Source organism: Alicyclobacillus macrosporangiidus CPP55 (assembly GCF_000702485.1).
Lineage (GTDB): Bacteria > Bacillota > Bacilli > Alicyclobacillales > Alicyclobacillaceae > Alicyclobacillus_H > Alicyclobacillus_H macrosporangiidus_B.
On sequence record NZ_JNIL01000001.1, the window covers coordinates 2,311,289 to 2,328,845 of the forward strand.

Sequence of the window (17,557 nt, forward strand, 5' to 3'; positions counted from 1 at the left end):
ATCACGGGGAGACCGGTGCCCGCGCGATGGTACGGCACGGGAACCTCTCCCACGAAGACCGTTGGCATTCCAGCCCTCTCGCCGCCCGCTTTGGACCACTGCCTCAACGACGGCCCGCGTACATCCAGACTCCCCAGGCGATGAACAACACCAGCGCGATGGCTGTCGGCAGCCAGACCAAAGTTGGAATCGACGCCTGGACCATGCTATCCCCTCTTTCCCATCCGTCGGCAGACGGGCCGCGTCACAAACACGCACGTCCCTCTCCGTGTTGTCAGACGGTTCTATATTAGCCCAAGCGTGCCCGCCTTGAAAGTGGGCACATTCAGCATGCCCCGGGGCGCAAGAGCGTAATCGCAGAGCCGGCCGCCCGTACCGGGCCGGATGTGAATGGCGACCCACCCTGCCGCCAGCGCTGCAGAGAACGCACGCCGCGTCTGCATCCGCCATGCCAGCGCCAGCGCGGGGTCCGCCCGCCGGATCTCCTGCATCCGCGCGGGGATGGAGATCCATCGCAGGGGGACACGTGTTCCTGCGGCCGCGTACATCCCTGATCGACCGTCACTCGCATCCCCATCCGTTCGGAGGCGCTTCTGCAGCGCCTCGTCCGGGACCGCATCCGGCTCCGGAAGCCCATCCGGACGGATGTGAGCGTCCAAGAACCGGTCCGCCGTTGTGACAGGGGCTTGCACGCACGCCCTGCGGACGCCTTCAGGAACGACGGGCATGTCCGGGGCCAAATACCACGTGACCTCGAAGCGGTCGGAAGGCATGCCCCGGTTCAGATCGTCGTTGAGTTCGCCGTAGCAGTTCTCCACATAGGTATCTGCCACGGCCCCGAGTTTTGACAGGTTAAGCCACGCGTTGCGGGCCTCCAGCGGATCGTACGTCCAGACCATCCTGCGGTAACCGAGGGCTCGCGCTGCCTCCGCCTGCCGGTGTTTCAGCCGCTCGCCCACACCCTGGTTGCGGTATTCCGGCAGCACGCCCATCATGTGCGAACACAGGTACGCCTCGCCAGCGCGAAAGCCGGGGAATCCGTACACAAACCCGATCATGCGCGGGCCGTCAAACGCACCAATGGCGACGCCCCCGTTTTTCACCGCCGTCCAGGTCTGGTGCACCGGAATCGGATCCGTGCCCCACACCTGCCGCTCCAAGTCTTGCATGCCCTGCAATTGTTCCAAACGTGTGAGTAGGCGGATGTCGATAACCATGGACCCTCCCTCAGCTGGATTGAACCTTCACGGCTTCCGATCGTGCGTTCGACATCGCCTACGGTGGTCCTGCCGATGCAGACGGCCGAATTTGCAGAGATGTCGTACAATGGTTCCAGAGCGCAATGGGGAGTGGGATGCGGATGATAGGCCGTGCGGTTTTGCGATCCCGTTGGAACCTTGTCTTCTTCTGTTTGGCGACGGCGCTCAGCGTCGCCGGATGCAGCGGACCCGGGGCGGCGTCCGCGAGATGTCCGGCGGCTGACGCAGCCCCTGCCGGAGGGAACCGGACGACAGGGTCGCCATCTGCACAGGGTTCGGCAAACGCCACGTCCTTGTCCGTGCCGGCAAGCGCCAACCAAGGCGGGGTTCTGAAAGACCCTGCCTGGATCGCCGATCCGGTCAACTACGCCCCCGCGGGCGCCACCGCCGCTCATGCGGCCTCCCCAAACCCAAACCTGTCTGTCCCTATCCTCGAGTACCACGAGGCCAACTATGTCCCCGGGAACGTGGCGACTCTGAAACCCGGCCAGTTGGAGGCCGAGTTGCAGTGGCTGCACGATCACGGTTTTCACACCGTCAACTTCGGCCAACTGTACGCCGCTCTGTACCAGGGGTACCGGTTGCCCAGCCGGCCCGTTCTGCTCACCTTCGACGACGGGTATGAAAGCGTGTATCTGAAAGTGTTCCCCCTGTTGAAACGGTATCACTTTCAGGCCACCGTGTTCGCGGTCTCCGGGTTCACCCACGACCAACCCAATCGCGACAAGCCGTTCCCGACGATGACCGTGTCCGAATTGCAGGAATTGCAGGCCAGCGGCCTGGTGGACGTGGAGAATCACACCGCAACGCACGCGGACCTGTCCAAGTTGAGCGTGGACGAGCAGCGGCGCGAGATCGACGGGGCCGCAGCGTTCTTGGAGAACGTCGTCCACCACCCCATCCGCTTTTTCTGCTATCCGGACGGGGATTACAGCGACCAGACCGTCGATCTCTTGCGGCAGTCGGGGTATCTGCTGGCCGTCACGCAGCATCAGGGATATGCCAACCTCCGTCAAGGTCCGCTCACCTTGCACCGGTTGACGGTGCTCGAGTCGACGACCCTCGGCCAATTCGCGGCGATGCTCCGCCCCTCGCTGTCGGAACCCACCCAGACGCTGCCGCAGCCCTTGCTGGACATGCACCAACAGGCGAACCAGGCGTTCTCGAACCGCCGTTACAGCGACGCCATCCGGTTGGAAAACCAGGTCATTGCGGGCGATCCCGGGTACGCCCCTGCCTACAACCTGCGCGGCATCGCCGAGCTGTACGCGGGCCAAACCCAACAAGGACAGGCGGACATCGATCGCGCGCTGCAGCTCGATCCCGGCTTCGGATACGCCAAATTCAACAAGGCCCTCGGCCTGGAGTTGACAGGGCGGTATGATGAGGCCATCCGGGCATACCAGGACGCGCTCGCTTCCGGCCACGGGGATTGGTGGATACCTTGGTGCGACTACGGGATCGCGAGCATTTACGGACGCCGCGGCGACGTGGAAAACACCGTCCGCTACCTGCGCGAGGCGATTTCGCTCGACCCCTCCTGCAAAACGGAGGCGCGCACGGAACACGACTTCGATCCCGTGCGCGCCAGCGCGGCCTTTCAAGAACTCATCCGTTAAGCCCGCGGCCCAGCGGGCAGGCGGCCGCGCGGCCGGCCGCCTCACCGTTCACCTCATGTGGCGCGCCGGAGCTGCCTTCCGCGCACGATGCGGTGCTCTGCATCCCGCTTGATTGCGAAGAGACGGCCGCATTCGTCGCACTTGAGCACCTCGTTGACGACGTGGCGGTACCCGACCTTTTTGGGGCGCCCCGTCTTGCCCCCGGCCGTCACCGGCCGCAGATACTCATGGATGTGCTGCTCCACCACCGACAGCGGAACCTTGCAGATCCGGCAGCACGGGACTTGATACATCGGTCGTCACTCCCCGGAAATTTCGAACCTGCCGATGGACGTGCTTGTCCACCCTCCAATGTCCTGGTGAAAACCAGAATCGAGTCGTATCCTGTCGAATCTATCGTATACCAAAGAGTGGCCACTGTGGAGAGGTGTTCCGGGGAACTGGAAAGCGGTACGCGGGTGGTGCAGAATAGAGACGTCCAAAGTGAAAGGAGTGGCTAGGAATGTACGACATCGCCATCATCGGTGCGGGTCCGGCCGGGGCGAGTGCCGCGATCTTCGCTGCGCGCGCCGGCAAGAAGACGGTCGTCTTCGACAGTGACCAGAGCATCACACGCAAGGCGTGGATTGAGAATCACTACGGGATCGACCGTATTGCCGGCCCCGACCTGGTGGATCAAGGGAAGCGACAGGCCCAGCGATTCGGCGCGACCATCGTGCAGGCCAAGGTGACCGGGATCGAGCGGCTGTCCGACGGATTCGCCCTGTTGACCGACGGGAGCCGTTTCGAGGCCCGGCAGGTGATATTCGCAACCGGGTTGTGGACCGATCTGGCGGAGCAGATCGGCCTCAAGACCCAGGCGGCCACGGAACCGCGCATCAAGACCGTGATCGTGGTGGACCGCGACGGGCGGACCAACATCTCGGGCATCTGGGCGGCCGGCACCGTGGCAGGCACCAGCGTGCACACCATCATCACCGCGGGCGACGGCGCCCGAGTCGCCGTCAACGTGATCAGCGAGCTGAACGGGGAACGCTGGGTCGATCACGATGTGCTCAAACCGTCCACCTGATTGCCGGGTTCCTGTCAATCGCCTTGGAAAAGGGCCGCAGCTCTACGGCGGAGCCGCGGCCCGCTGATTTACAACACCGCGAACTGCTCGTCTCGGACGTCGGTGATGAACATGTGGCCCGGGGCATGGGTGATCATCAGCTCGGGTTTGACGTGCATCGCGACCGCCTGGGGTGTGACGCCGCAAGCCCAGAATACCGGCACTTCTCCCGGGCGGATGGGCACCGGATCGCCAAAGTCCGGCCTCGACAGGTCTTCGATCCCGATGGTCGCCGGATCCCCGATGTGCACCGGCGCACCGTGCACGGCGGGAAAGCGGGACGTCACCTGCACCGCCCGCACCACCTGCGCGTGCGGGATGGGCCGCATGCTGACCACCATCGGTCCCGCGAATCGCCCCGCAGGCGTGCAATCGATGTTGGTCCTGTACATCGGGACGTTGCAGTTCTCCTCGATGTGGCGGACCGGCACGCCGTTGTCCAAGAGCGCCCGCTCAAACGTGAAACTGCACCCGAGCAAAAAGGCCACGAGATGGTCCGACCAATAGGATCGGATGTCGGTCGTCTCGTCCACCAGTTCCCCACGCCGGTACACCCGGTACTTGGGCACATCGGTGCGCAAGTCCGCGTCTGGAGCGACCCTGCTCGGCACCGGAGAGCCCGGCTCCGTCACGTCGAGCACGGGGCAGGGTTTCGGATTGCGCTGGCAGAACAGAAGAAACTCAAACGCCAAATCCTTCGGCAGAATGACCAGGTTGGCCTGCGTGTATCCGGCGGCCGCACCAGCGGTCGGCCCGGTCCATTCCCCGCACCGGATCTTGTCCCGCATCTGGGCGGGGGTGAGACGGGACACATCCATGTCAATTCTCCTCCTTCCAGCACCCGCGCCGCACGGCTCCAGGATCACCGTCCTTTACCTGCGGCACGGACACCTGTGTTTATGATCTTACCACAAGAAATCGTCTTCAGGACTGTTATTCATTTCCTATTTATCGGTATGTTAGATTTTCATACAATCTTCGTTGACGGGTGGAAGGGCTCCGGTGTATGTTCTATACATTGTGAATGCAAAATCCAAAGAAAGCAGAAAGGAGAGATCCTCGTGAGCGAATTGGTCAACGTGGGCGTTACCGCGGCCCGGCGCACCGGGTTGTCCGCGCTGATCGGGGCGGCCTTCATCATGGCCACGTCCGCCATCGGCCCGGGATTTTTGACGCAGACCGCGGTGTTCACGCAGCAGTTCAAGGCGGACTTCGCCTTCGCCATCCTCGCTTCCATCATCCTGGACATCGGCGCCCAGATGAACACCTGGCGCGTCATCGGATACACCGGTCTGCGCGGACAGGACATCGGGAACCAGGTGCTGCCCGGCCTGGGATCGGTCATCGCCGTCCTGATCGTCATCGGCGGCCTGGCATTCAATATCGGCAACATCGCCGGCGCCGGACTCGGCCTGAACGTCCTGTTCGGCCTGGACGTCAAGTGGATGGCGGCGGTATCCGGCGTGATCGGCATCCTCATCTTCTTGTCCAAAAACGCCGGGCCCGTGATGGACCGGTTCGCCCAAATCCTGGGCGCGTTGATGATCTTAGTCGTGCTGTATGTCATGCTGACCACCCACCCGCCCGTGGGAAGGGCCATCGTCTCGAGTGTGGCGCCGAGCATCGGGTACAACGCGCTGATGATGCCGATGATCACCTTGATCGGCGGTACCGTCGGCGGCTACATCATGTTCGCCGGCGGGCACCGCTTGGTCGACGCGGGCATCACCGGCGAGGAGAACCTCGGGCGAATCGCGCGGGCGTCCCTGACGGGCGTGCTGATCACTGGCTTGATGCGGATCATCCTGTTCCTCGCCATCCTCGGCGTCGTGGCCGCCGGTCACACCCTGGCCAAGAGCAATCCGCCGGCGTCCGCGTTCCAATACGCGCTGGGCGATCTCGGCTACAAGTTCTTCGGCATCGTCTTGTGGAGCGCCGCCATCACGTCGGTCGTCGGTGCTGCGTACACCAGCGCTTCGTTCTTGCGCGGTTTCGGCCGTTGGTTCCGAGACCACCAATCCGCGACCATCATCGGCTTCATCGTATTCTCGACGCTGGTGTTCATCCTCTACGGACAACCGGTGAAGGTACTGGTCGTGGTCGGTTCGCTCAACGGCCTCATCCTTCCGCTGACCCTGCTGACGATGCTGATCGCAGCCGCCAACAAGCGCATCATGGGGGCCGACTACAAACACCCCGCTTGGCTGTATGTGTTCGGGGTGATCGCCCTCATTGCCACGTCGTACGCCGGCGTCTCCTCTCTGGGCAACATCGCCAGCCTGCTGCACTGATCCACGGGTACAATGCAACCACCCCACATCTCGAAAAGAGGTGCCTCCTCGGGAGGCACCCCTCTTTGTGACCGGAAACACCCGCCGGCACGATTCAACGGTTCTGCAGACGGCAGACCGGGCGCAGCCGGATGCCGATGGCGCTGCCGATCAGCGCGCCCAGGAACCATTCCCACCCGTGCAGGCTGAACGACGCGATGCCGGAGAAATAGGCGCCGATGTTGCAGCCGAAGGCAATGCGGGCGCCGTAGCCCATCAACACGCCGCCCGCGAGCAGCCCCAACATCATCCGCACGGGGATTCCCCGGAAGTACCGCGCAGGCAGCTTCCCCGCCAGCGCCGCCGCGAGCAGAGCGCCGACCATGATGGCGATGTCGTCGGTGGTCTCCAGGTTGGTCAGCACGCTTTGATGCAGGGCCGCAGCGTTGGCGGTCGTCTGCCAGTAGCCCCAGTTCTCCACGTGGATGCCGATGCCCTGGGCGATTTTGGCCCCCCACAGGGCGAAGGCGGAGGTCACGCCCCAGGGTTTACCGGAGACCAGCAGCAGTACGAAGTTCCCGATGGCGAGCACCACGCCGCCGGCCACCCAGCTCCACGGGCCCTTGATCACCTGGGCCCAACGGAAACGGCCGCCCCCGAAAAGCGGTTCCACCCTGCCGTTACGCCGCTTCTCCACGCCCCACACGATGGCGAATACCAGTGCCATCAGGGCGAAACTGACCGCCAGGCCACCTGCGGGCCCCAACGTCTGCACAAAGGAGACGGGTCCGAGATTCGGTGTCTTCATCCACCAGGCGTAGTGGGCGGAGCCAATCACCGAACCCGCGACAAACCCAATCAACGTCAGGATCCCGCGGACGTCGCCGCCGCCCGTGTGATACAACGTTCCCGACGCGCAGCCGTCCCCCAGCTGCATCCCGATGCCGAACAGGATGGAACCCGCCAGCACCGACAACCCAACCGGGTACACGTTCGCTTTCACCGCGTGGCCGAGGACGTGACCGCTGAGCAGCACAGGCAGGAAGAGCACGTTGGCCAACGCAAACGTGATCATCTGCGCCCGGATGCCGATCCCTCGACCGCTGACGATGAGGTGCCGAAATGAACTGGTGAACCCGAAGTGCGCATGGTAGAGCGTCATTCCGAGGACGCCTGCCACCAGGAACAGGACGGCGTTGTTGAACGACACTGCCCGGTTAAGGTAGATAAACCCGAGGAGAAAGATGAGAACGGAAACCCAAACCCACACGCGCTGCATCGTCTCCGGCCGGTCCGCCTGCGGCAGGGACAAGCGGGAGTCGAGATCGACGATGCGCGCCTCTGGCGTTGCCATAGCAGCCACCCCCTTGATGATGGATGCCGCTATTTTAATACCATTCCAATGAGATAACAAGGCATTGCGGAATTGTAAGCGTTCTCGGGATCCGATACGATAGAAAAGGAATTCTTCTATCTGCTGTCGTGCGGTCCGCCGTTGCGGATAAGGGATGGAATGTGGAGTGGTGAACCGTGAAAGACCGTGAGAAGCTTCGGACGATCCCGCTGTGGCAGCGCACCTGGCGAACCCTCGCCGCGGCAGCCATCGCCATCGGCTTGGCGACCGGGTGCACCTCCGGCACTTCACCGGCAGCGGCCCCGCCCAATACCTCGAACACTGCGGTCCATACCCAGGCGCAGACGGCCGTCGCGAACGGCACGCCCGCCAATGGAACGAACGGATCGAACGCGGCCGGTGGAAACACGGCGGCTTCGGGATCGAATCCCCCGGCGACATCCGGAGCGGTTGGCGCGGTCACGGCCGATCCGCCCAAGTCGGCGCTGGTCCCGGTTGTGGTGGCTCGCAATGTGGACGGGGACACCATTCACGTCATCCTCCCGAACGGCAAGGAGACCACCGTTCGGATGCTGCTCATCGACACTCCGGAGACCGTGGACCCCGACAAGCCGGTGGAGCCGTACGGGCCGCAGGCGAGCGCCTTCGCGAAGCAGAAGCTCCCTGTGGGGAAACACGTGTTCCTGGAAGAGGGTGTGCCCGGGAGCCAGACCGACAAGTACGGCCGGTTATTGGCCTACGTGTACATCACGCCGACGGACATGTACAACGAGGACGTCGTCCGGGCCGGCCTCGCCCGGGTCGCCTACGTGTACGAGCCGAACACCCAGCACCTCGCGGCGCTGCGCCGGGATGAGGCGTACGCAAAATCCCAGAGGCTGGGGATCTGGAGCATCCCGGGCTACGTGACGGATAACGGGTATAACCTCGCGGCTGTAGGTGGCGCGAGCGGCCATGGGACGACCGGATCGACCGCTTCCTCGGCGACCGCAGGCGGCGGAAGCCAGCAAGCAGGCCGTTCGGCGGGAGCCGCCGCGTCATCGACTGGGACGCTGCGGATTATCGCCTCCCACCTGGACGTCGCCCGTGGAGATGAGGCGAGCGTGACCATTCAGACGGCGCCGGGCGCGCAAGCGCATATCGAGGTCCGCTACAAGAGCGGTCCCAGCCATGCCAAGGGCCTGGTGGATCAGACGGCGGACGCGTCCGGCCGCGTAACGTGGACGTGGACGGTCGGGACGTCCACCACGCCCGGCGATTGGCCGGTGACCATCACCAGTAACGGACAGACGGTCCAGACGACGGTTCACGTGCGGTAGGATTGCGTGCGATTCACCAAGTCAAGCCCCTCCCAATTTCTGCACTTCCGGTTTTGCGAATCATTTCTGCCCACAGTAAGCGCCCCCCAACGGGGGCGTTGTATCATTCCCATACAAGCGCTTTCACAGACTACGGACAGGGGGAATGATACGGTGGATCGCCGCAGATTGGTGCTGGTCACCCTGCTGTGCGGCCTGGGGTACATGATGTACTCGGTGGACCGCATGGTGATGTCGTCGTCCGTCGGTCTCATCGCGAAGGATTTCCATCTCTCCAAGGGTCTCTCAGGACTGTTGATGAGCTCATTCTTCTACGGTTTCGTCGTGCTGTTGTTCATCGGAGGCATCCTGTCGGACAAGTTCACCGGGAAGACGGTGCTGATCTGGGGCCTGTGCATCTTCTCCCTGGCCACAGGAGCCACCGGGTTGGCCGCAGGATTCACCACGATGCTCGTCTACCGCATCGTCACCGGCCTCGGTGAAGGCCTCTTCTGGCCGGCGGCCTCCCAGGAGATCACGTTGGTGACAACGCCAGAACAGCGCACCACCGTGATGTCCATCTACTGGTCGGGATATCCCATCGGCGGATTCTTCGGTACGTGGCTCGGCGCGGTCATCGGGTCTCACTACGGGTGGCGCCCCGTGTTCTTGGTCGCCATGTTGCTCGGCCTGGTGGTGGCGCTCCTGTACGGATTGTTGGTCCGTCATCCGAAAGCCGCAGACGCCAAGGTGAGCCTGGTCGATGACGTGCCTCTGCGGGAGATTTTCCGCAAGCCCACCGTCGTGGCCTTCGGCGTCTTCTACCTGCTCCTGATGTCCGGATGGTGGATCGTCCTCCTGTGGGCCCCCACGTTCATGATGACGACGAAGCACATGTCCCTCTCCGTCGGCGGCACCATCGCCAGTCTGATGGGACTGTCCGGCGCGTTGGGCGGCGTGTTGATCGGCCGTTACTGCGATCGCGGCACCATCCAGCGGCGCAAGCAGGTTCTCGTGGCGATCACCATCATCACCGCCATCCTGATGGCCCTGATGGTCGCTCCGGTGCCAGTCTGGCTGCTGGTCCTGCTGGTCCTTCTGCTGGGGTTCTTCGGCTATCCCATCACCCCGGTTATCCTCACGCTCACCTCTCAGGTCGTTCCGAAACAGGTGGCCGGGTCTGCAATTGGATTCGTCATGAACGTCGGCATGTTGGCAGGTGCCATTACCCCGGCGATCGCGGGATATTTACAGGAGAATATGGCGATGACGACGGTATGGGTGCTGGCGGCGCTCGTGCAGCTCATCAGCTGCGCCGCGCTGTGGTTCACGGGACGTCTGGAAGGCGCCCAGGCGCGTGACGGTGCGGCGAAAGCAGGAGCACCGATGTCGTAATCCGTGTCCGTGCCGCCGGCGACGCGTTGGTGACGCCGGCGGCATCGGGGGGCGTGCAGCCGCCGGCGTCCAATTTCAAACAAAAACCCGATGCGGGGGATGCCCAATGCCGCTGCGCGAAATCTCGTTGCCCGAAAGCCAAGTGTTGATCTACGAGAGCAAACATCCTCCCGGGGAGCAGGTGCCGGCCCACCACCACCGGGTCTACCAGATCCTCTACTTTCTCAACGGACATGGCACCATCTCCCTGGAGGGAAAGGCGTATGAGGTCACGGGTGACCAGATGGTGTACATCGCTCCGTATTCGGAACACGCGGTGCACGCCCAGTCGCGGATGACCGTGCTCGTGCTCGCATTCGGAGATTTTCTGTGCGGATTGCCGGGCGAGCGGGATTTCTTCGTCCGCGCACTGGCCCGGTCGAAGTACCAGATGCTCGATCCGTTCGCCGCCGCCCAGGTGCGAGATTCCTTCCGCCAGATCCTGTACGAGCAGACGCGCGCGGACCGGTTCTCGAGCCTCTCCATTCGCAGCCATCTGCTGGGCGCTCTGGTCACCATCGCTCGCGGATGGGAGATGCAGCGCGCTCCGGATCGGAACACACAGCGGGCGAACATGCTGCGCCATTACATCGAGACGCGGTACTTCGAACGGTTGTCCGCGGAAGATTTGGCAGGCATGTTGAAGATCACCCCACGGCACATGAACGACATCTTCAAACAGCAGTACCACGTGACCCCGATTCAGTATCTCACCGAAGTCCGCGTGCAGCGGGCCAAGGAACTTCTGCTGAACACGGACAAAGAAGTCGTCTCCATCTGCTTTGAGGTCGGCTTCGAGACGCTCTCGACATTTTACCGGGCGTTCAAGCGAAAGGTGGGCGTGTCACCGCTCCAGTTCCGAACTATGCAACGTTCCTCTGTCGACGTCCCTCCGCCGTAAGGGCGCCGGGACGCGGCCTTCCTCAGAGGCCTCCGCAGAGGAAGACGTTCCGTTCCGAACCTGCGAATTCCTTCCGCAGCTGAAAAGACACCGATCCGCCGGCATGATACGGTTGGGCCGCGGGATCGAAATCGTACTCACTTGAGGAGGGAGACCGCCTTATGAGGACCATCGGCATCATCATGAACGGCGTCACGGGGCGCATGGGCACGCGTCAACATCTGGAGCGCTCCATCGTCGCCATCCGCGACCAGGGGGGCATCCCCCTGCCCGATGGCGAGGTGCTCATGCCCGACCCCATCCTCGTCGGCCGCAACCCGTCCAAGCTGCGGGCGCTCGCGGACCGCTACGGGATCGAGCGCTGGAGCACAGATCTCGACGCTTGCCTGCGCGATCCCTACAACGAGATCTACTTCGACGCGCAGACCACACAGTTGCGTGCCCAGAGCGTGCGGGCGGCCATTGAGGCGGGCAAGCACATCTACTGCGAGAAACCCACGGGTACATCGCTCGACGAAGCGCTCGAGCTGGCCCGGCTCGCCAAGCGGCGCGGCGTGAAGCACGGTGTGGTCCAGGACAAGTTGTTCCTGCCCGGCCTGCTGCAGTTGAAAAAACTGGTGGATACCGGGTTCTTTGGCCGCATCCTCTCCGTGCGCGGCGAGTTCGGCTACTGGGTGTTCGAGGGGGACTGGCAGGAAGGACAGCGTCCCTCTTGGAACTACCGCAAGGAAGAAGGCGGCGGGATCATCGTCGACATGCTGTGCCATTGGCGGTACGTGCTCGACCATCTGTTCGGGCGGGTGACAGCCGTTTCCTGCCTCGGCGCCACCCACATTCCCCGCCGCTGGGATGAATCCGGACAACCGTATGACGTCACGGCGGACGACGCGGCGTACACCACCTTCGAGTTGGAGGGCGGCATCATCGCGCACATCAACTCGTCCTGGTGCGTGCGCGTCAACCGGGATGAGCTGTTCGAACTCCAGGTGGACGGCACGGAGGGCAGCGCGGTGGCCGGATTGCGCAACTGCAAGGTTCAGCACCGCGCCTTCACCCCGAAGGCGGTCTGGAATCCGGATTTGCCCGATCCGAACCGTTACCGCGACCAGTGGGTCCCCGTGCCGCTTCGCGAAGAGCCGGACAACGCGTTCAAGGTTCAGTGGGACATGTTCCTGAAACACGTGGTGCTCGGCACGCCTTTCAAACACGACCTGTTCGAAGGCGCCAAAGGGGTGCAGCTCGCGGAGCTGGGCCTGAAGTCCTGGCGCGAGCGGCGCTGGATCCCGGTGCCCGAACTGCCGTCCGAGTGAGGAGGGGAGGATGGCCATGTTGGCATTGAGACTTCCGCAAGCGGGTGGTGGATGGGAAACCTATCACTTGACCGGTTCTCCGGTACCGGCGGCCCCGATGCCCCCCGCACACCGCCGGGTGGCATTCGCCGCCGCGCACGTGGTGGCCGATCCCCTGCAGGACGTCGACCCGTCGTCCCAGTCCGCCGTCGACTGGGAGGCGACCCTGGCATACCGGAGGTACCTGTGGTCCCTCGGACTGGGCGTGGCGGAAGCGATGGACACGGCCCAGCGCGGCATGGGATTGGACTGGACCGCGAGCCAAGAGCTGATCCGCCTGTCGGTGGCGGAGGCCAAGGCGTGCGGCGGCCGAGTGGCCTGCGGAGCCGGTACCGATCATCTCGCCCCCGCGCCCGGGATCACCTTATCCGATGTCGAGCGCGCCTACCTCGAGCAGTGTGAATTCGTCGAGTCGGCCGGCGGCCAGGTGATCCTCATGGCCAGCCGCGCCCTCGCCGCCGCGGCCCGCGGCCCAGAAGACTACGCGCGCGTGTACGGCACGGTGCTGTCCCAGGTGAGCGGCCCCGTGATCCTCCACTGGCTGGGAGACATGTTCGATCCGCAACTCACCGGATACTGGGGGCACACCGATGTGCGCCAGGCGATGGACGTGTGCCTGCAGATCGTTCACCGGTGGACCGACCGGATCGACGGCATCAAGATCTCCCTGCTCGACGCGGACCTGGAGAGAGAGATGCGCCGGCTGCTGCCGCCCGGCGTCAAGATGTACACCGGCGACGACTTCCATTACCCGGATCTCATCCTCGGCGACGGATCGTACCACAGCCACGCGCTGCTCGGTATCTTCGACGCCATCGCACCGGTGGCGGCAGCGGCCCTGCACGCGCTGGACGCGGGCGACACCCGTCGGTATGCGCAGCTGTTCGAACCCACCGTCCCGCTGAGCCGTCACATCTTCCAGGCGCCGACCCGTTTCTACAAAACGGGGATCGTCTTCCTCGCCTACCTCAACGGCCACCAGAATCATTTCCGCATGGTCGGTGGCATGGAAGGCATGCGATCCGTGATCCACTTGGCAGAATTGTTCCGCCTGGCGGACCAAGCCGGCGTGTTGCGCGATCCGGAGTTGGCCGTGCACCGGATGAAGCTCACGCTCGCGCTCGCAGGAGGGGAGAGCTGATGGATCTCCGGTTCCTCAGCCTCAATCAGATGACGACGGAACGCTGGAGCGTCCGGGAAGCCGCCGAAGGCTGTGCACGGGCCGGCATCGGCTGGATCGGCCTATGGCGGCACAAGGTGGCCGAAACCGGTCTGCGCGAGGCTGCGCGGGCCGTCCGGGACGCCGGCCTGCGGGTCTCGAGCCTGTGCCGGGGCGGGATGTTCCCGGCCGCCTCCGCGGCCGAGCGCCAGCGGCGCATCGACGACAACCGGCGCGCCATCGAGGAAGCCGCCGAGCTCGGCACCGGCGTCCTCGTCCTGGTCTGCGGGCCCCTGGACGGCTGCACCCTCGAGGACGCCCGGCGCATGGTGGAGGAGGGCATCGCCGCACTGGTCCCCGACGCCCGCGATCACGGCGTCCAACTCGGCATCGAGCCGCTTCATCCCATGTTCGCGGCGGATCGATCCGTCATCTCCACCCTCGGCCAGGCGAACGACCTGGTGGAGCGCATCGGGTCGGAGCAGGTCGGCGTCGTGATCGACGTCTACCACGTCTGGTGGGATCCGCACCTGTACCGCGAGATCGAACGGGCGGCCGGCCACATCGTCGGCTTCCACGTCAACGATTGGCTCGCCCCGGTGAAGGACGCCCTGATGTCGCGGGGCATGATGGGCGACGGGTGCATCGAACTGGCCCGCATCCGGCAGGCCGTCGAGGCCGCCGGGTACCGCGGGCCGGTGGAGGTCGAGATCTTCAACCAGGCCATATGGGATACCCCCGGCGACGAGGTGCTCGCACAGATGAAGGAACGCTTCTCGCGGCTGGTATAGTGCAACCCCTGCCAATCGGGTGCTCCCTGACCCCTGGCAGGGGTTGAGTCTGTCATGGCTGTATGATAATTTCAATTTATTCTTCCAATTCGACAAGGAGAGGAGGTTTTCGTTGTGGGAGCCAACCTCGGCGTGCTGATAGATCACGCCGCACGCACGTCGTCTGACCATCCGGCCATCGTTTTCGATAAATCCGTTTGGACGTATGGACAGTGGGTGGCCCGCATCCAGCGCTTGGCCGGCGCCTTGCGGCAGTCCGGTGTCGCGCGCGGCGATCGCGTCGCCATCCTGTCAGCCAACCGGCCGGAGATATTGGAGGTGTTTTTTGCGGCCTGGCGCATCGGAGCCGTCGTGGTGCCCATCAATTATCGCCTGCATCGGGATGAGGTCACCTACATCCTGCAGCACAGCCAAGCCAAGGCCCTTGTGTACGAGGAACCGCGCATCGCCGATGTCGAAGCGATCCGCCCGTCCTGCCCGGATACCCGGCTGTGGATCGGTATCCATCCGGACGATGCAGCGACGGATGGTTTCCTTGCCTACGAAACCATGGTGAAAATGGGGCCCATCCTGTCCGACGTTGCGCCCGTGGACGGCGATGATCTCGCCTGGCTGTTCTACACCTCTGGGACGACAGGTCGGCCCAAGGGTGCCATGCTCACCCATCGCGTCCTCCTGTTGATGACCCTCAACGTCTGTACGGACATCTACCCGTTCTCGCGCAGCGACGTCGCCCTGCACACCGCACCGCTCAGCCACGGTTCCGGCCTGTACGCCCTGGCCCTCGTGGCCAAAGGCGCCACCCAGGTCATCCATGCACACGCGCGGTTCGATCCCGAGCAGGTTTTGGAAGATATCGCGGCGCACCAGGTCACCGTGCTCCCCTTCCTCGCACCCACCATGGTGAAGCGGTTGACAGGCGGCCTCCGTCAGACGCGCCAGGACGTGTCGAGCCTTCGGTGCATCATCTACGGCGGAGCGCCCATGTACGTCGAGGACATGCTGGAATCCCTCGAGGTATTCGGCCCCATCTTCGCGCAGGTGTACGGCCAAGGGGAATGCCCCATGACCATCACCGGGATGGATCGCGCCGCCCATCGGCTGGACGACCCGGTTCACCTGGGTTCCGTCGGAACGCCGCGGACCGGCGTCGAGGTGGCGGTGGTGGATGCACAGGGGAACCGCTTGCCGGTGAACACGCCTGGCGAAGTGGTAGTCCGGAGCGACATGGTGATGAAAGGATACTGGTCGGATCCGGACGCCACGCGGCGAACGGTGATCGACGGCTGGTTGCACACCGGGGATATCGGCTACTTAGACGAACACGGCTACCTGTTCTTGCTCGACCGCAGCAAGGACCTCATCATCAGCGGCGGCAGCAACATCTATCCCCGCGAGGTCGAGGAGGTCCTCCTTCGCCACCCGGGGGTTTCAGAGGCCTGTGTGTTCGGGATTCCGGATCCCGAGTGGGGCGAGGCGGTAAAGGCGGTCGTGGTGAGAAAACCCGGTTGGTCCGTGACCGAGGAAGAGCTCATCTCATTCTGTCAGCAGCACCTGGCCAGCTACAAAAAGCCGCGCGTGATTGGCTTCGCCGACAGCCTGCCCAAGAACGCCTACGGCAAGGTCCTGAAGCGCGAACTCCGAGCCGCTGAATGGTCTCACGTGAACCGGCAGATTTGACGGAAAGGGGGACTCGCCGTGAGCCCACTGCGGGTATTGCTCGCCAGCATGATTGGTTCCGTGATTGAATGGTATGATTTCTATTTATACGGTTCTGCGACCAGTCTCGTGTTCTCCAGCCAGTACTTCCCCTCCCACGATCCCGCCGTGTCCCTGATCCTGGCCTTCTCGACTTTCGGGGTCGGGTACGCGGCCCGTCCGTTGGGCAGCATCCTGTTCGGCCACCTGGGCGATCGCGTCGGCCGCAAGGCCGCCCTCATCTATACGCTAGTCGGCATGGGCATCAGCTCGACGCTGATCGGCCTATTGCCCACCTACGCCCAGATCGGTCTGTGGGCGCCCATTCTTCTGGTGGCCCTCCGCCTGATTCAGGGTGTGTCTCTCGGCGGCGAATGGGGCGGGGCCATCCTCCTGGCGACCGAGTATGCACCCCGCGGGATCCGCGGGCTCTATGGGGCCATCCCTCAACTCGGGGTCCCCGTCGGGTTGGTCACCGGGACGCTGTGCTTCACCCTCATCAGCCATCTGACGACCAACGCCCAGTTCCTCAGTTGGGGTTGGCGCGTGCCATTCCTGCTGAGCCTGCTGTTGGTCGCCCTGGCCATCTGGCTGCGCACGGGCATCGAGGACACGCCGGCGTTCCGGGCCCAGCGCGCGCAGGGCGACATCGCCCGCGTGCCCTTCGCCGAAGTGTTCCGCACCAACTGGAAGAATGTCCTACATGCCATCGGACTGAAGATCGGCGACGGGTTCTTGAACGTGTTCGTGATGTCGTACGTGCTGACGTACGCCACGGTGTACCTCAAGTATCCGCGCAACACCGCTCTCAACGCGCTGACCATCGGATCGGCCGTGATGCTGGTCAGCATTCCGTTCATGGGCTACCTGTCCGACTACATCGGCCGCAAGCGCATCTACCTGAGCGGCTTGGTCCTTTTGTTCGTGCTGTCGATCCCGTATTTCTCCCTGATCCCGCGCGGGGCCGGCTGGTTCTACCTGATGGAGGCCGTGGTCCTCGGGGTCATCTGGGGCGCCATCTTCGCGACGCAGGGGACGTTTTTCTCCGAGCTGTTCCCGACCAAGGTACGCTACACCGGCCTGTCGGTCGGGTACCAGGTCGCCGCGGCCATCGATGGATTCGGACCCATCCTGTGGACGTGGATGGCGAAGACGTACGGTCCGTCCGTCGGGAAGTTCAGCCTGTTCATGATGGTGGTCCTCGGCTTCAGCCTCCTGTTGACGCTGTTCGTGCGGGAGACCCGCGGCGTCGCGTACACCGGCGCGGAACCCAGCCTCACGGTGTACCGGTGAGGTGATCCTTCCGCCTTCCCC

At 63.9% G+C, this 17,557-nt stretch carries 15 protein-coding genes; 11 read left to right on the forward strand and 4 right to left on the reverse strand.

What is annotated here, in order from left to right; translation table 11 throughout:
* Positions 1–284: 284 nt before the first annotated feature.
* Positions 285–1,217 (reverse strand): GNAT family N-acetyltransferase, encoded by a 933-nt coding sequence (locus N687_RS0111580; RefSeq protein WP_051663182.1) that lies wholly within the window; start codon positions 1,215–1,217, stop codon positions 285–287.
* Positions 1,218–1,360: 143 nt separating this feature from the next.
* Between N687_RS0111580 and N687_RS22225 the strand changes: the two genes are divergently transcribed.
* Complete coding sequence (locus N687_RS22225; protein WP_051663183.1) at positions 1,361–2,878, forward strand: polysaccharide deacetylase family protein; 1,518 nt, start codon at positions 1,361–1,363, stop codon at positions 2,876–2,878.
* 53 nt (positions 2,879–2,931) lie between these two features.
* Here the strand turns inward: N687_RS22225 and N687_RS0111590 are convergent, their stop codons facing one another.
* The gene (locus N687_RS0111590; RefSeq protein ID WP_029422008.1) at positions 2,932–3,171 is read right to left on the reverse strand and encodes a Trm112 family protein; all 240 of its coding nucleotides are present in this window, start codon (positions 3,169–3,171) and stop codon (positions 2,932–2,934) included.
* A gap of 209 nt (positions 3,172–3,380) precedes the next feature.
* On the opposite strand from N687_RS0111590, the gene N687_RS0111595 reads away from it, so the two are divergent.
* Positions 3,381–3,950, forward strand: a complete 570-nt coding sequence (locus N687_RS0111595) for an FAD-dependent oxidoreductase (protein WP_029422009.1) — start codon at positions 3,381–3,383, stop codon at positions 3,948–3,950.
* 68 nt (positions 3,951–4,018) lie between these two features.
* On the opposite strand, the gene N687_RS0111600 is transcribed toward N687_RS0111595, so the two are convergent.
* Positions 4,019–4,807, reverse strand: a complete 789-nt coding sequence (locus N687_RS0111600; protein ID WP_029422010.1) for a putative hydro-lyase — start codon at positions 4,805–4,807, stop codon at positions 4,019–4,021.
* Positions 4,808–5,128: 321 nt separating this feature from the next.
* On the opposite strand from N687_RS0111600, the gene N687_RS0111605 reads away from it, so the two are divergent.
* Positions 5,129–6,280 carry an NRAMP family divalent metal transporter gene (locus N687_RS0111605; RefSeq protein ID WP_231493604.1) on the forward strand — a complete coding sequence of 384 codons (1,152 nt, stop codon included), beginning with the start codon at positions 5,129–5,131 and terminating at the stop codon, positions 6,278–6,280.
* Between the two features lie 94 nt (positions 6,281–6,374).
* On the opposite strand, the gene N687_RS0111610 is transcribed toward N687_RS0111605, so the two are convergent.
* Positions 6,375–7,613, reverse strand: a complete 1,239-nt coding sequence (locus N687_RS0111610; RefSeq protein WP_029422012.1) for a YeeE/YedE family protein — start codon at positions 7,611–7,613, stop codon at positions 6,375–6,377.
* 176 nt (positions 7,614–7,789) lie between these two features.
* On the opposite strand from N687_RS0111610, the gene N687_RS22230 reads away from it, so the two are divergent.
* The 8 genes from N687_RS22230 to N687_RS0111650 all read left to right on the forward strand — a co-directional run bounded on the left by N687_RS22230 (position 7,790) and on the right by N687_RS0111650 (position 17,536).
* Complete coding sequence (locus tag N687_RS22230; RefSeq protein WP_051663184.1) at positions 7,790–8,932, forward strand: thermonuclease family protein; 1,143 nt, start codon at positions 7,790–7,792, stop codon at positions 8,930–8,932.
* A 153-nt stretch (positions 8,933–9,085) separates the two neighbouring features.
* Positions 9,086–10,306, forward strand: coding sequence for an MFS transporter (locus N687_RS0111620; protein ID WP_029422014.1), 1,221 nt, complete (start codon positions 9,086–9,088; stop codon positions 10,304–10,306).
* Positions 10,307–10,412: 106 nt separating this feature from the next.
* On the forward strand, positions 10,413–11,246 hold the full coding sequence (locus N687_RS0111625; protein WP_029422015.1) for a helix-turn-helix transcriptional regulator: 834 nt from the start codon (positions 10,413–10,415) through the stop codon (positions 11,244–11,246).
* 161 nt (positions 11,247–11,407) lie between these two features.
* Entirely contained in the window at positions 11,408–12,556 is a 1,149-nt protein-coding gene (locus N687_RS0111630; RefSeq protein ID WP_029422016.1) for a Gfo/Idh/MocA family protein, read from the forward strand.
* Between the two features lie 16 nt (positions 12,557–12,572).
* Entirely contained in the window at positions 12,573–13,736 is a 1,164-nt protein-coding gene (locus N687_RS0111635) for a dihydrodipicolinate synthase family protein (protein ID WP_419670132.1), read from the forward strand.
* Positions 13,736–14,545, forward strand: a complete 810-nt coding sequence (locus tag N687_RS0111640) for a sugar phosphate isomerase/epimerase family protein (RefSeq protein ID WP_029422018.1) — start codon at positions 13,736–13,738, stop codon at positions 14,543–14,545. Before N687_RS0111635 ends, N687_RS0111640 begins: the two co-directional genes overlap by 1 nt.
* A gap of 114 nt (positions 14,546–14,659) precedes the next feature.
* Positions 14,660–16,225, forward strand: a complete 1,566-nt coding sequence (locus N687_RS0111645) for an acyl-CoA synthetase (RefSeq protein WP_051663185.1) — start codon at positions 14,660–14,662, stop codon at positions 16,223–16,225.
* A gap of 18 nt (positions 16,226–16,243) precedes the next feature.
* The gene (locus tag N687_RS0111650; protein ID WP_035462199.1) at positions 16,244–17,536 is read left to right on the forward strand and encodes an MFS transporter; all 1,293 of its coding nucleotides are present in this window, start codon (positions 16,244–16,246) and stop codon (positions 17,534–17,536) included.
* Positions 17,537–17,557 lie beyond the last annotated feature (21 nt).